14 protein-coding genes are annotated in these 14,289 nt (G+C 62.0%); 1 reads left to right on the forward strand and 13 read right to left on the reverse strand.

Annotated features, from left to right (window positions below):
- Positions 1–116: 116 nt before the first annotated feature.
- From hflC to ndk, 13 genes are all read right to left on the reverse strand, one after another.
- A complete protein-coding gene (gene hflC, locus ACN9MZ_RS21640; RefSeq protein WP_426338964.1) occupies positions 117–992 on the reverse strand; it encodes a protease modulator HflC in 876 nt (291 codons plus the stop codon).
- A complete protein-coding gene (hflK, locus tag ACN9MZ_RS21645; protein ID WP_426338965.1) occupies positions 992–2,221 on the reverse strand; it encodes an FtsH protease activity modulator HflK in 1,230 nt (409 codons plus the stop codon). Before hflK ends, hflC begins: the two co-directional genes overlap by 1 nt.
- 9 nt (positions 2,222–2,230) lie before the next feature.
- The gene (gene hflX, locus ACN9MZ_RS21650; RefSeq protein ID WP_426338966.1) at positions 2,231–3,376 is read right to left on the reverse strand and encodes a GTPase HflX; all 1,146 of its coding nucleotides are present in this window, start codon (positions 3,374–3,376) and stop codon (positions 2,231–2,233) included.
- 10 nt (positions 3,377–3,386) lie between these two features.
- Entirely contained in the window at positions 3,387–3,632 is a 246-nt protein-coding gene (gene hfq, locus ACN9MZ_RS21655) for an RNA chaperone Hfq (protein WP_055931606.1), read from the reverse strand.
- A gap of 136 nt (positions 3,633–3,768) precedes the next feature.
- Positions 3,769–5,115, reverse strand: a complete 1,347-nt coding sequence (der, locus tag ACN9MZ_RS21660; RefSeq protein ID WP_426318746.1) for a ribosome biogenesis GTPase Der — start codon at positions 5,113–5,115, stop codon at positions 3,769–3,771.
- A gap of 7 nt (positions 5,116–5,122) precedes the next feature.
- Positions 5,123–6,271 (reverse strand): outer membrane protein assembly factor BamB, encoded by a 1,149-nt coding sequence (bamB, locus tag ACN9MZ_RS21665; RefSeq protein ID WP_426338967.1) that lies wholly within the window; start codon positions 6,269–6,271, stop codon positions 5,123–5,125.
- Positions 6,272–6,275: 4 nt separating this feature from the next.
- On the reverse strand, positions 6,276–6,923 hold the full coding sequence (locus ACN9MZ_RS21670) for a YfgM family protein (RefSeq protein WP_426338968.1): 648 nt from the start codon (positions 6,921–6,923) through the stop codon (positions 6,276–6,278).
- Positions 6,924–6,947: 24 nt separating this feature from the next.
- Positions 6,948–8,285, reverse strand: coding sequence for a histidine--tRNA ligase (gene hisS, locus ACN9MZ_RS21675; RefSeq protein ID WP_426338969.1), 1,338 nt, complete (start codon positions 8,283–8,285; stop codon positions 6,948–6,950).
- A gap of 5 nt (positions 8,286–8,290) precedes the next feature.
- Positions 8,291–9,553: a flavodoxin-dependent (E)-4-hydroxy-3-methylbut-2-enyl-diphosphate synthase gene (gene ispG / locus ACN9MZ_RS21680; RefSeq protein WP_426338970.1), complete on the reverse strand. Its 1,263-nt coding sequence runs from the start codon at positions 9,551–9,553 to the stop codon at positions 8,291–8,293.
- 15 nt (positions 9,554–9,568) lie between these two features.
- Positions 9,569–10,798 (reverse strand): helix-turn-helix domain-containing protein, encoded by a 1,230-nt coding sequence (locus ACN9MZ_RS21685; RefSeq protein WP_426338971.1) that lies wholly within the window; start codon positions 10,796–10,798, stop codon positions 9,569–9,571.
- Positions 10,799–10,811: 13 nt separating this feature from the next.
- On the reverse strand, positions 10,812–11,627 hold the full coding sequence (gene pilW / locus ACN9MZ_RS21690; protein ID WP_426338972.1) for a type IV pilus biogenesis/stability protein PilW: 816 nt from the start codon (positions 11,625–11,627) through the stop codon (positions 10,812–10,814).
- On the reverse strand, positions 11,627–12,799 hold the full coding sequence (gene rlmN / locus ACN9MZ_RS21695) for a 23S rRNA (adenine(2503)-C(2))-methyltransferase RlmN (protein WP_426338973.1): 1,173 nt from the start codon (positions 12,797–12,799) through the stop codon (positions 11,627–11,629). The genes pilW and rlmN overlap by 1 nt, the downstream gene beginning before the upstream one ends.
- A 92-nt stretch (positions 12,800–12,891) precedes the next feature.
- On the reverse strand, positions 12,892–13,317 hold the full coding sequence (ndk, locus tag ACN9MZ_RS21700) for a nucleoside-diphosphate kinase (RefSeq protein ID WP_426338974.1): 426 nt from the start codon (positions 13,315–13,317) through the stop codon (positions 12,892–12,894).
- A gap of 214 nt (positions 13,318–13,531) precedes the next feature.
- On the opposite strand from ndk, the gene ACN9MZ_RS21705 reads away from it, so the two are divergent.
- Positions 13,532–14,215 (forward strand): Bax inhibitor-1/YccA family protein, encoded by a 684-nt coding sequence (locus ACN9MZ_RS21705; RefSeq protein ID WP_426163108.1) that lies wholly within the window; start codon positions 13,532–13,534, stop codon positions 14,213–14,215.
- Positions 14,216–14,289: the final 74 nt, after the last annotated feature.

Consider the following 14,289-nt stretch of genomic DNA (forward strand, 5'->3'; position numbering starts at 1 on the left):
TCGGATGACCAAACCGCGTATTTTACGCGAAATTGTTGCGGTGCAGGTAAAAAAATGGCGGCGAAATAAATGGGGACGGACCCAAATAAATGGGCTCCGTCCCCATCTTTTTCGGCTTACTTGCCGGAGCCTGCGCTCTTGAAGTATTTGAAGAAGTCAGACTGCGGATCAACCAGCATCACGTCAGCCTTGCTCTTGAAGGAAGCGCGGTAAGCTTCCAGCGAGCGGTAGAACTTGTAGAACTCCGGGTTGCGGCCGAATGCTTCGGCATAGATCTGCGACGCCTTGGCATCGCCCTCGCCCTTGATCTTTTCCGCCTCGCGGTATGCCTCGGCCAGGATCACGGTACGCTGCTTGTCGGCGTCGGCGCGCACCTGCTCCGACTCGGCGGCGCCGGTGGAGCGCGCTTCGTTCGCCACGCGCAGGCGCTCGGCCTTCATGCGCTCGTACACCGAGTTGTTGATTTGCTCAACGTAATCCACGCGCTTCAGGCGCACGTCGACGATTTCAACGCCGATCTGCTTGGCCTCGTCCACCACCTTGCCGCGGATCGATTCCATCACCTTGCCGCGCTGGCCGGAAATCACTTCGCGCACGGTGCGCTTGGTGATCTCGTCGTTCAGCGCCGCCTTGACGATCTGCTGCATGCGGTCGCCGGCCCTGCCCTCGTCGCCGCCAAAGGAGACGAAGTACAGGCGCGGATCGGTCACCTTCCACTTGACGAAGGCATCGACCAGGATGTTCATCTTTTCGGCAGTGATGAAGCGGTCAGCCTCTTTCGGGTCCAAGGTCTGGATGCGCTTGTCCAGGTACACCACGTTCTGGAACGGCGGTGGCAGCTTGAAGTGCAGGCCAGGCTCGGAAATCACCTGCTTGACTTCACCCAGCGCGAACACGATGGCGTACTTGCGCTGGTCCACCACGAACACGGTGGACGACAGCAGCATCAGGGCGATAAAGCCGGTAATCAGGATAGTTGCAAAGCGATTCATTAACGGCCCTCCCGGTCACGGGACGATTCACGCGAACGGCCATCGCGGCGGTTCGGGTCGGATGTCGGTTCCGGCGGCAGCAGCACGGCAGCCGGCGGCGGCGGGGTCACGCTGGCGGCGCGGCCCTCGGTAGCTGCCACCTGGGCGATCAGCTTGTCCAGCGGCAGGTACAGCAGGTTGCTGCCAGCCTTGGAATCGACCATCACCTTGCTGGTGTTGGAGAAGATCTGCTGCATGCTGTCCAGGTACATGCGGTCGCGCGTCACGGCCGGCGCCTTTTGGTATTCGGTCAGCACGGACTTGAAGCGGTCGGCGTTACCGGTCGCGTTCTGCACAGTCATGGCGCGATACGCTTCGGCTTCCTGGATCAGGCGGAATGCCGCACCGCGCGCTTTCGGCACGATGTCGTTGGCATAGGCCTGGCCCTCGTTTTTCTGGCGCTCGCGGTCCTGGCCCGCTTTCACGGCGTCGTCAAACGCGGCCTGCACCTGCTCCGGCGGCTGCACGCCCTGCATCGTCACATTGGTTACCTGCGCGCCCGAGTTGTAGCGGTCCAGGATGGACTGCATCAGTTGCTGGGTATCGGTAGCGACTTTTTCGCGGCCTTCGTACAGCACGAAGTCCATCTTGCTGCGGCCCACGATTTCGCGGATGGCCGTTTCCGCCACCTGGCGCACGGTGTCTTCCGCATCGCGGTTGGCGTACAGCCACTTCACCGGGTCGCTCAGCTTGTACTGCACGGCGAACTGGATGTCGATGATGTTTTCGTCTTCGGTCAGCATCAGCGCTTCGGAAGCCATCTTGGTCTTCGCGCTGCCGCGGTAGCCCACTTCCACCGTGCGCACCTGGGACACGTTGACGATTTCGTTGCCCTGGAATGGATACGGCCAGCGCCAGTTGAAACCGGCCGGCGTGGTGTGGCTGAATTTGCCGAACGTGGTGACCACGCCGGTCTGGCCTTCCTGCACGATGAACGCGCCGGAGGCGAGCCACACCAGCGCTGCCACCGAAGCGACCGCGCCAACGGTGAAGCCGGCGCCCTTCATGTCGCCGCCGCCATTGCCGCCGCCCGGATTGCTGCCGCGGTTTTTGCCGCCGCCGAACAGGCCATTCAGGCGCTGGTTGAAATCACGCCAGAGTTGATCGAGGTCCGGCGGTCCTTCGCCGGGCTTTTTGCCTTCCTGGGCAATATAGTTGCCGAGTCTTTTCTTGAGAGAGGAAAAAGGCATATTTTTCTTTTAGTGAGATCCTACTTGGGTAAAGGTGAGAATACTGTCTGGCGCCACCTCCTCTTTGGGGTTGGCGAGCGCCTCCTGCTCATCCCGTGCTGCCTCACAGATTGCATCGCGCAGCAGGTTCAGGCCTTCGCCCGTGCGTGCGCTGATGAATACGCGGGAAATCTTATCATACTCATTACGTTCGACCGCCGGCTCCAGGCCCGCCGCGTCGATCTTGTTCCACACCAGGATTTGCGGAATATGGTCGGCGCCGATCTCGCGCAGCACCAGGTTGACCTGCTCGATCTGCTCCATGCGCACCGGCGACGAACCGTCGACCACGTGCAGCAGCAAATCGGCATGGATGGTTTCTTCCAGCGTGGCGCGGAAGGCGGCCACCAGCTGGTGCGGCAGTTCGCGCACGAAACCGACCGTGTCGGAGACCACCACGTTGCCGATTTCCTCGCCCATGTAAACCCGGCGCGAGGTGGTATCGAGCGTGGCGAACAACTGGTCCGCGACGTAGACGCCGGCCTTGGTCATGGTATTGAACAGGGTCGACTTGCCGGCATTGGTATAGCCGACCAGGGACACCGAGAACGTGTGGCTGCGGCCGCGGGCGCGGCGCTGGGTCTCGTGCTGCTTGCGCAGCTTGGCCAGGCGGGCACGCAGCATCTTCACGCGTTCGCCGATCAGGCGGCGGTCGGTTTCGAGCTGGGTTTCACCGGGGCCGCGCAGGCCGATACCGCCCTTCTGGCGTTCAAGGTGGGTCCAGCCGCGCACCAGGCGCGTGGCCAGGTGCTGCAACTGGGCCAGCTCGACCTGCAGCTTGCCCTCGTGGCTTTGCGCGCGCTGCGCAAAGATGTCGAGGATCAGGCTGGTGCGGTCAAGCACCCTGACGTTCAGGCGTTTTTCCAGGTTGCGCTGCTGGGCTGGGGACAGCGCATGATTGAAGATGACGATTTCGAGCTTGTGGTCCTGCACTGCATGACCGATTTCATCGGCCTTGCCGCTGCCGACGAAATACGCGGCATCCGGCGAAGACCGTTTGCCGGTAATGGTGGTGACCGGTTCTGCACCCGCGGAGCGGGCCAGCAGCATCAACTCCTCGATACTGGCAGCAAAGTCGCCCTGACCGAAATCTACCCCGACTAAAGCTGCACGCATACGAAGTGGCTTACTCCGCTGCCTCGGAGGAGTTATCCATGTTCAGGTTGACGGCGCGGGCAGGCACCACGGTGGAAATGGCGTGCTTGTAAACCATCTGGGTCACGGTGTTACGCAGCAGGACCACGTATTGGTCGAAAGACTCGATATGACCCTGCAGCTTGATGCCGTTGACCAGGTAGATCGAGACTGGAACGTGCTCTTTGCGCAGCGCGTTCAGGAATGGGTCTTGTAACAATTGCCCTTTATTGCTCATAACAGCTCCGTTTTATGTTGTTGTGTACGAATTGGAGACGCTGCGCCTGTTTTTCAAGTGCTGGGGATGCTGCTCCAAAGACACTGTACCTTGTTTTTTTAAATCTTGCAGCGGGATAAAGCTTAAGATCCCCTTATCAGGCTTTCTCGCGCTTGTCGAAAGGGTTCTTTCCGTTTCGCAATTCAATCCGCAGCGGGGTGCCGACCAGTTTGAAACTATCGCGGAAATGCTTCTCCAGATAGCGCTTGTATGGCTCGGACACCGCATCCAGCGAATTGCCGTGGATGACGATGATCGGCGGGTTCTGGCCGCCCTGGTGCGCATAGCGCATTTTCGGACGCACGCCGGCCTTGCGCTTCGGCTCCTGCTTCTCGATCGCTTCCTGCAAGGCGCGGGTCAGCTTGGGCGTCGGCAGGTCGGCCGTGGCGGCGGCATAGGCGCCGTTTACCGACTTCATCAGCGGGCCGATGCCGGTGCCGCGCAGGGCCGAAATGAAGTGGGTATTGGCGAAGGACAGGAAGTCCAGCTTGCGGTCCATGTCCATCTTCACCTGGTCGCGGTCGTCCGACTGCAGGCCGTCCCACTTGTTGACCGCCACCACCAGGGCGCGGCCCGACTCCAGGATGAAGCCCGCAATGTGCGCATCCTGCTCGGAGATATCCTGCTGCGCATCGAGCATCAGGATCACCACATTGGCTTCCGAGATCGACTGCAGCGTCTTCACTACCGAGAACTTCTCGATCGCCTCGAACACCTTGCCGCGGCGGCGGATACCCGCCGTGTCGATCAGGGTGTACTGCTTGCCGTCGCGCTCGAACGGGATCTCGATCGAATCGCGGGTAGTGCCCGGCATGTCGAAGGCGATCACGCGCTCCTCGCCCACCAGGGTATTGATCAGGGTCGACTTGCCCACGTTCGGGCGGCCCACCAGGGCGATCTTCACGCCGCGTTCCTGCGGCAGCAGTTCTTCCTCGTCGGCCGGACGGGAGGCAAACGCCTTGTCCAGCGCCTCGGCCACCAGGTCGTGCACGCCGTCGCCGTGGGCACCGGAAATCGCATACGGATCGCCCAGGCCCAGCTCGTAGAAGTCCGACACGGCAGCGGTATAGCGCATGCCTTCGGCCTTGTTCACCACGAGCAGCACCGGACGGCCGGATTTGCGCAGGAAATCGGTAATCGTCTTGTCGTGCGGGGTCATGCCCTGGCGGCCATCGACCAGGAACACCACCACGTCGGCTTCCGCCACGGCCTGCTTGGTCTGCAGGGCCATCTGGAACATGATGCCTTCCTTGGCGACCGGCTCGAAACCGCCGGTATCGATGACCAGGAACGGGCGATTGCCCACGCGGCCCTCGCCATAGTGACGATCGCGCGTCAGGCCAGGAAGGTCCGCCACCAGCGCATCGCGCGAGCGGGTCAGTCGATTGAATAAGGTCGATTTCCCGACGTTCGGGCGACCAACAAGTGCAATTACCGGCTTCATATTATTTTTATTCGACCGCGATAGCGGCCACAGTCCCATTCTGGGTTTGGAAAATCACATTCGGACCCGACAACAGCGGCGCCGACTTGATGGCGCTGCCGTCGGTGCTGATCCGACCTAAAATCGTGCCGTCTTCCCGCGACAGGAAGTGCACATGACCATCGAGGTCGCCCACGGCCACGAAACGGCCATAGGAAACCGGAGCCGACAAGCGGCGGTATGCCAGCTTTTCGTTCTTCCATGCCGATGCGCCGCCTTCGCGGGCAAAGGCTTGCACGGCGCCCTTCTCGTCCGACACGAACACGAAGCGCTGGTCCACGCCCACGCCCACGTCCGACGATGCCGGCTTGGTCCAGCGGGCCACGCCGGTATTGATATCCAGGCAGCCCACCTTGCCCTGGTAGCTCACCGCGCACAGGTCTTGCTCGAACACGGTCGGGGTGCCGCTGATGTCGGACACGCGTTCCAGTTCGGTTGCACCGCGCGGTTCGGACAGCGGCACTTCAAAGCGCGGCACGCCGTTTGACAGCGCCATCGCCAGGATGCGGCCAGCAGGCTGCGCCGCGTACACATTATTGTTGGCGATCACCAGGCCTGGCATATTACGCAGCGTCAGCGGCGGCGTGACGCGCTGGATGAACCAGCGCTTCTTGCCATCGGCCGCGTCATAAGCGGTGACCTTGTTATCCACGGTGCGCACGATCACCACGTCGTTGCCGACTGCCGGCGAGGACAGGATTTCGCTCGACGCCTGGACTTTCCACAGGGCCTTGCCGCTGCCATCGAAGGCCATCAGCTGGCCTTTGACAGCACCCACTGCCACCAGCTTGCCATCCGGGCTGACGCCGACGCCGGCGGTCAGGTCGGCGCCGGTCTTGCTGCGCCACTGCACCTTGCCGCTGGCGGCGTCCAGGCGCTCGATCACGCCGTCGGCATCGGCCACGAACACGCTGTTGTCTGCCAGCGCAGGCGTGAACACGTTGACGCCCGCCTTGCCGGTGCTGTGCTTCCAGACGATGCGGGCCGGTACGCCGCCCTTCAATTCTTCCAGCTTGGCCGGTGCGAACTTGTCTTCCTTCTTGAACGGATTCAGGCTGCCGCAGCCGGCAGCCAGCGCTACGACGCCCAGCGCAATAACAGTACGGGTCGCTAGCATCGGATCAGGCCTTCACTTCCGGCACCGTGCCGCCAATCGATTCGAGCTTGAGCTGGATCAGCTGGCGGCCAGGATTGTTCTTCTCGGCCGCTTCCAGCGCTGCCTTGTAGGCAGTGCGAGCTTCTTCCATCTTGTTCTGCGCTGCCAGGATGTCGCCTTTGCGGTCTTCCACCGAGGCCTTGAACTGCGGCAGTGCTGCCACGGCCAGCGCCTTCAGCGCGGCGTCGTAGGATTTTTCGTCCAGCAGCACGCCGGCCAGGCGGATCGATGCAATGTTCTTATGCTCGTCGTTGCCGTGCGCGACCACCCACTCCAGCTGGGCCTTGGCAGACTTCAGGTCATTGGCATCGAAGAAGGACTTGGCAGCGCTCAGTGCGCCGAGCGAAGCATAGGCGGTGCGGCCGAACTTGGTCTCGATGTCGCCCGCCACGCGCGCCACCTTGGCATTGTCCTTGGCGTTGACAGCGCTCTGCAGTTCGTCAAACAGCACGGAGGCTTGCGCCGCCTGGTTGCGCTGGTAGTAGTTCCAGCCGTTCCAGCCCGAATAGGCGGCCAGGACTGCGATCACCACCCAGGTGGTCAGGTTGCCGTACTTTGCCCACCATGCCTTGAGGTTAGCAAGCTGTTCTTGTTCGTCGAGATCGTATGCCATGTTTCAGTCTGCCTGTTTCTTTAATTAATGGTGGTGGTGATGGTCGTGGTCACAATCGTCTCCGCATGTGATCTGGTCCACGACGTAATCGACAACGCCTTCAAACGCGACGGTTTGCTGCTGGCCCTCGCCTTCTTCAGCGCGCATTGCCTTGACGACGGCAGTGTTGTTGGCCACTTCGTCTTCGCCGATGATGACTGCGAAGCTTGCGCCGGAGCCGTCGGCTTTTTTCATCTGCGACTTGAAACTGCCGGCGCCATTCAGGCCGCCGCAGTGCAGGATCACGTCCAGGCCGGCGTCGCGCAGGCGCTCGCCGATGATGAAGGCTTGCATGCGTGCCGCTTCGCCCTGATGCACCAGGTACACGTCGCACTGGCGCGGCGCTGCGGTGTCGCCGGCGCCTTTCATCAGTTCGATCAGGCGCTCGATGCCCATGGCAAAGCCGACCGCAGGGGTTGGCTTGCCGCCGAACATTTCGATCAGCGGGTCGTAACGGCCGCCGGCGCACACGGTGCCCTGCGCGCCCAGTTCGTCGGTCACCCATTCGAACACGGTGCGGTTGTAGTAGTCGATGCCGCGCACCAGGCGGGTGTTGACGGTGTACTGGATCGCGTTGGCGTCGAGGATCTTCTTTACGCCTTCGAAGTGCGCACGCGATTCATCGCCCAGGTAATCCAGCAGCTTCGGCGCACTGTTGACGATGCCTTGCAGCTCCGGGTTCTTGGTATCGAGGATGCGCAGCGGATTGGTGTGCAGGCGGCGCTTGGCGTCGGCGTCGAGGTGCTCTTCGTGCTGCTGCAGGTAGGCGATCAGGTCGACGCGGTGGCGTGCGCGCTCTTCGGCATCGCCGATGGAGTTGATTTCCAGGCGGATGTTTTCCAGGCCCAGGTCATCCCACAGGCGGCGGCACATCACGATCATTTCGGCGTCCACGTCCGGGCCGGTGAAGCCCACGGCTTCCGCGCCGAACTGGTGGAACTGGCGGTAGCGGCCGCGCTGCGGACGCTCGTGACGGAACATCGGGCCCTTGTACCACAGGCGCTTGGGGCCTTCGTACACCAGGTTATGCTCCAGCACGGCGCGCACCACCCCGGCGGTGCCTTCCGGGCGCAGCGTCAACTGGTCGCCGTTCATGGAGTCTTCGAAAGAATACATCTCCTTCTCGACGATGTCGGTCACGGCGCCGATGGCGCGCGAGAACAGGCGGGTTTCTTCCACGATCGGGGTGCGGATCTGCTGGAAGCCGTAGCTCTGCACCACGGACTGCGCGGTGTTCTCGAAGATTTCCCACAAGTGGGCGTCGGCCGGCAGGAGATCGTTCATCCCCTTGATGGCTGTGATTTTGTCTGCTTTATTGGACATGTTCTTTAAGCTGCTTTGCTATAGTTTTTCTGTACGTAGTCGAGCACGATGGCCTGGAATTCGCTGACGATATTATCGCCGCGCAGCGTCGCCACCTTTTGGCCGTCGACGAAAACCGGAGCGGCCGGCGATTCGCCGTTGCCCGGCAGGCTGATGCCGATGTTCGCATGCTTCGATTCGCCCGGGCCGTTGACGATGCAGCCCATCACGGCCACGTTCATCGACTCCACGCCCGGGTAGGTCTTTTTCCATTCCGGCATCTGCTCGCGCAGGTAGCTCTGGATATCGTCCGCCAGTTCCTGGAACACGGTGGACGTGGTACGGCCGCAGCCCGGGCAAGCGATCACCATCGGAGTGAACTTGCGCAGGCCCATGGTCTGCAGGATTTCCTGGCCCACCACCACTTCCTTGGTGCGGTCGCCGCCCGGTTCCGGGGTCAGCGAAATGCGGATGGTGTCGCCGATGCCCTCTTGCAGCAGCACCGACAGCGCGGCGGTCGACGCCACGATGCCCTTGCTGCCCATGCCCGCCTCGGTCAGGCCCAGGTGCAGCGGGTAGTCGCAGCGCTTGCCCAGTTCGCGGTACACCGCGATCAGGTCCTGCACGCCGGACACCTTGCACGACAGGATGATCTTGTCGCGCGCCAGGCCCAGTTCTTCCGCGCGTACCGCGTTTTCAATCGCGGAAGTGATCAGCGCTTCGTACATCACGGCCTGCGCGGTCCATGGATTTTCGCGTGCTGCGTTTTCGTCCATGATGCGCGCCAGCAGCGCCTGGTCCAGCGAGCCCCAGTTGACGCCGATGCGCACCGGCTTGTCGTACTTGGCCGCCACTTCGATCATCTGCGCGAATTGCGTGTCGCGCTTGGCGCCCTTGCCCACGTTGCCCGGATTGATGCGGTACTTCGACAGCGCCGCGGCACATGCCGGGAACTCGGTCAGCAGGGTGTGGCCGTTGTAGTGGAAGTCGCCCACCAGCGGCACGTCGATGCTCATCTTGTCCAGCTGGTCGCGGATGTAAGGCACGGCAGCCGCCGACTCCGGGCGGTCCACCGTCAGGCGCACCAGCTCGGAACCGGCGCGCGCCAGCTCCTTGATCTGGATCGCCGTCGCCACCGCGTCGGCGGTGTCGGTATTGGTCATCGACTGCACCACCACCGGCGCGTCGCCACCGACCCAGATCTTGCGCTCGCCATGCTGCACCAGCACACGGCGGCTGGCTCGGCGCGCCAGTGGTCCGGATGGGATCGGGTTGTTCGAAGAAGACATGCTTGGCTACTCTTATTACTTGATGTTCACGAGGGCGTACGACTTGCCCGGATCTTGCGTCAATTCCAGCTTGCCGCCCGCCAGGCTGGCGCTCACGGCGCCCGGCTTGCCGACGATCAGCACGTCATCCGCGCGCACGTTGAAGGTCTGGGTGCTGCCGGCCTTCACCGTGCCACGGGTCAGGTTGGGCTGGCCGGCGCGGCGAATCTCGACCCACGAGTCTTCCTTCACCGTCAGCACCAGCTTGCCGCCGGCGGCACCTACCGCGGGAGCTGCGCCAGCCAGCGTTGTCGGCATGGCCGGCGCGGTTGCCACCGGGGCAGCGCCTGGCAGCGCGGCCGGAGCTGGAGCCACCGCCGTCGGCTTGGCCGGAATCAAGCCCGGCGAAGCCGGGGTCGTCGTTGCCGGCGCACCGCCAACGGTCGGCGCAGCGCGGTTGACGGGAGCGACGCCCGCGACAGGCGTGGCGGCGGCATTGCCTGGCGCCGTGACAGGCGCAGTTGCTGGCGCAGCAACGCCGCCAGTGGTCGTCGTCATGCCGGGAGCCGTGGCCGGGACGGCGCCCGGCGCGGCTGCCGGTGCAGGCACGCCGCCGGCGGCGCCTGGCACACCGACGCCCGCCACCACATCCGGTGCAGTATTGCCGCCAGGTTGCGGCGGTACCGAAATCAGCGGCACGTTCTGCGTCTGCATTGGCGCTTCGGCAGGCAGCGCGCTCGGTTGCGTCACCACTGGCACCACTGGCTCGGCCGGAGCAGCAGGTGCCGTGAGGCCGCCGCGGCTCGCCAGCGTCAGCGGCGACAGGATGCCCATCTGCCAGGCCGCGGCCAAGCCAAGCAATGCCAGCACGCCCACGCCGGCCACAATCGCGCCCAGCGGCTTGCCGTTATTGCGTTCGTTCAGCGAAGGGAAGCGCGACTCCTGGAATGAAGCCTTCACCATGGTCGGGCGCACGGTCGCATCGGCATGCCCTGCCGCCCCTTCCACTTCCACCATCGCCACCAGCGGCGCCGGGTCGAGCCTCACCGCCTTCGCGTAAGCGCGGATGAAACCACGCGTCACTGCGCGGTTAGGCAAGGCGTCGAAATCACCCTGCTCGATCGCCATCACCTGGCGCGGCGCCAGTTTCAGCTGGTCGGCAACCTGCTCGACCGACATGCCCATGGCCTCGCGTGCCGCTGCCAGTGCTGCCCCGGGCGCGGAAGCTTGCTGCCGGCTACTCGGCTTGTCCTGCTCAGAATCCATTGGTTCCCCGTTTTCACTCATCAAACGCCCCACTTTGATACGCTGCATACTCCGGCGACTGGGCGTGGTGGCGCCGCAATTGGGTCGCGAAGCCCTGCTCCAGACCCTGGTCGCCCATCTTGTGCTGCACCTTGATCGCCAGCCACAAGACGTCAGCCGGCAGGCCGTCCAGTTTCGCTACCTTGTGCAATTGCGTGATAAAGAAGCTGGCGCGCGGATAATCGCGCCGCGCATAGTACACCTTGGCCAGGCCAATATTCGTTTCAGGCACTTCCGGCGTCAGCTTCAACGCCTGCAGCAGGTAGCGCTCGGCCAGGTCAATGTCCTTGATCTTCAGCGCACAGCTGCCCGCATTGTTCAAGGCCCCGGCCGGCGAGCGGTAATTGCGGTTCGCCAGCGCAGCATCGAAATGCTTGAACGATTCCTTGATGCGGTCATTCTGGCACAGGAAGGACCCGTAATTATTGTTCAGGTCAGGATCGCTCGGCGCCAGCTTCAGGGCCTGCAGGAAGTTGTCGTTCGCCCGTTCCTTCTCGCCCATGCGCATGTAGATGATGGCGCGCAGGCTGTAGCCATTGGCGCCCTGTGGATCGGCGGCGATCGCCTTTTTCACTTCGTCCAGCGCAATCGGGTAATTACCCTGCTCGAAGTAGCCGATCGCGAGCTGCATGCGGATCTCGGCGCGTTTTTGCGCGGAAGTCTGATCGGAAAGGGTTTTCAGCTCTTCTTTGCCACTGGGGCTTTGCCCCGAAGTCGCGCAGCCCGCCAATACACTGGCCAGCGCGACCGCGGCCAGGCACTTGAAGCGGCGCTGGGCGAAATCGGTCATCAGGAACGAATCTCCACGATCTTGCCGAAATCGGCGCCGTACTTCTTCTGGTATTCGGTCATCTTTTCCATCCGTTCGGCCACGCGGGTGCGATCTTTCACCTCGCCCGCCAGCTGCCCGCAAGCCGCGTCGATATCATCGCCGCGCGTCTTGCGGATGGTGGTTACGATGCCCGCATTCATCAGAATTTCGGCGAAGGCCTTGATGCGCGGGTTCTTGGAGCGCAGCAGGCCCGATTCCGGGAAGGGGTTGAAAGGAATCAAGTTGAACTTGCAATTGACACCGAACTCTGGATGGTTCACCAGCGCGATCAGCTCGCGCGCATGTTCGTCCGTGTCGTTGTAGTTATCGAGCATGCAGTACTCGAATGTGATGAAGTCGCGCGGCGCGAACTCCAGGTAGCGCTTGCACGCCGCCAGCAGGTCCTTCAGCGGGTACTTCTTGTTCAGCGGGACCAGCTCGTCGCGCAGCTTGTCGTTGGACGCGTGCAGCGATACCGCCAGCGCCACCGGCACGTCCTGCGACAGCTTGTCGATCATCGGCACCACGCCCGAGGTGGACAGGGTCACGCGGCGGCGCGACAGGCCGTAGGCGTTATCGTCCAGCATCAGCTTGAGCGCGGTGGCGGTCGGCCCGTAATTCAGCAGCGGCTCGCCCATGCCCATCATCACCACATTGGTGATCTGGCGCTCGCCTTTCGGGCCGGGCTCGATGCCCTTGGTCTGGCGCAGCGCGAATTCAGCCATCCACAGCTGGCCGATGATTTCGCCCACGGTCAGGTTGCGGTTGAAGCCTTGCTTGCCGGTCGAGCAGAAACGGCAGTTCACGGCGCAACCGGCCTGGGTCGAGATGCACAGCGTGCCGCGGTTTTCTTCCGGGATGAACACGGTTTCCACGGCATTGCCATTGCCCACGTCCACCAGCCATTTGCGGGTGCCGTCGGCGGAAGTATGGTCGCTGATGACAGCCGGCGCCACGATGTGGGCGCGCGTCTTCAGCTTCTCGCGCAAGGACTTGGCGAGGTCGGTCATGCTGTCAAAGTCGGACGCACCGAACTGGTGGATCCAGCGCTGCAGCTGTTTGGCACGGAAAGGCTTCTCCCCCAGCTCGGCGCAGTAGGCGACTAGTTGCTCAGGATCGAAATCCAGCAGATTGGTGAGAGATGTTTCCATGCTTTTTTGCTCAATTTCAAAAACGGCTTTGCCCCGGACCGAAGACCCGGGGCAAGGCGCAATACTACTGTACTACATTACAACCGCTAAAATTAACGGGAGTAGACGTTCAGTGCTGGGAAGAAGTAGGCGATCTCCACGGCAGCGGTTTCAGCGGCGTCGGAGCCGTGCACAGCGTTAGCGTCGATGGAATCAGCGAAATCAGCACGGATGGTGCCTTTTTCTGCCTTCTTCGGATCGGTAGCGCCCATCAGGTCGCGGTTTTTCAGGATTGCGCCTTCGCCTTCCAGAACCTGGATCATCACAGGACCGGAAATCATGAAGTCAACCAGGTCCTTGAAGAAAGGACGCTCGCGGTGCACAGCGTAGAAGCCTTCGGCTTCAGCGCGGGACAGCTGGGTCATGCGGGCAGCGATCACTTTCAGGCCTGCGCCTTCGAAACGGCTGTAGATCTGGCCGATCACGTTCTTGGCTACTGCGTCAGGTTTGATGATCGACAGGGTGCGTTCGATTGCCATTATGAAAAACTCCAATAAAAAGAAAGGTTTAAAAGAAGAAATTAGATTCTCGATCAACCCTAGATTTTAACATAGTTCACTCTCTATGCCCAAGGAAACACTCCCAAGGCGCATATAAGGGCTTCCCCTAAGCGTTTTTAAGTATTTCCTAAGCCAGAAAGTCCCCATCCGGTCAGCGGCATGCTATGCTTTTTGGTAAAGGAGGCATTTAAATATGCAAAACGTACATCATTTTGGTAGCGCCGTCGCCACCGACAACGCACTGATCCGCAACCGCGTGCTGCGCAATACCTACTGGCTGCTGGCCCTGTCGATGATCCCGACCGTGCTGGGCGCATTCGTTGGCGTGACTTTCGGCATGCCCTTCCCGCGCGGCTTCATCGGCGCCATCCTGTTCCTGGGTATCGCCTTCGGCTTCTTCTGGGCCATTGAAAAGAACAAGGACTCCGGCATCGGCGTCGCCTTGCTGCTGGGCTTCACCTTCTTCATGGGTCTGATGCTGACGCCGCTGCTCAGCCGCACCCTGGGCTATTCCAACGGCGCCACCTTGATCATGACCGCATTCGGCGGCACGGCATCGATTTTCGCCGCACTGGCCAGTTATGCCACCGTGACCAAGCGCGATTTCTCGATGATGGGCAAATGGCTGTTCGCCGGCGTGATCGTGCTGATGCTGGCTTCGATCGCCAACATTTTCCTGGGCATGAGCGCGCTGTCGATCGTGATCTCAGTGCTGGTGATTGCCGTGTTCTCGGCGTATATCCTGTTCGACGTGCAGCGCATCGTCAACGGCGGCGAGACCAACTACATCTCCGCCACCCTGGCCCTGTACCTGGACGTGTATAACATCTTCACCAGCCTGCTGAACCTGCTGGGCCTGGCTGGCGACCGCGAATAAGCGACAAGCTGCCCAATGAAAAAAGCCGGCATCCGCCGGCTTTTTTTCGTTTGGCGCACACCTGTGCGCCGCCT

This window comes from Pseudoduganella sp. S-14, assembly GCF_049913285.1.
In the GTDB taxonomy this organism is placed as follows: domain Bacteria; phylum Pseudomonadota; class Gammaproteobacteria; order Burkholderiales; family Burkholderiaceae_D; genus Rugamonas.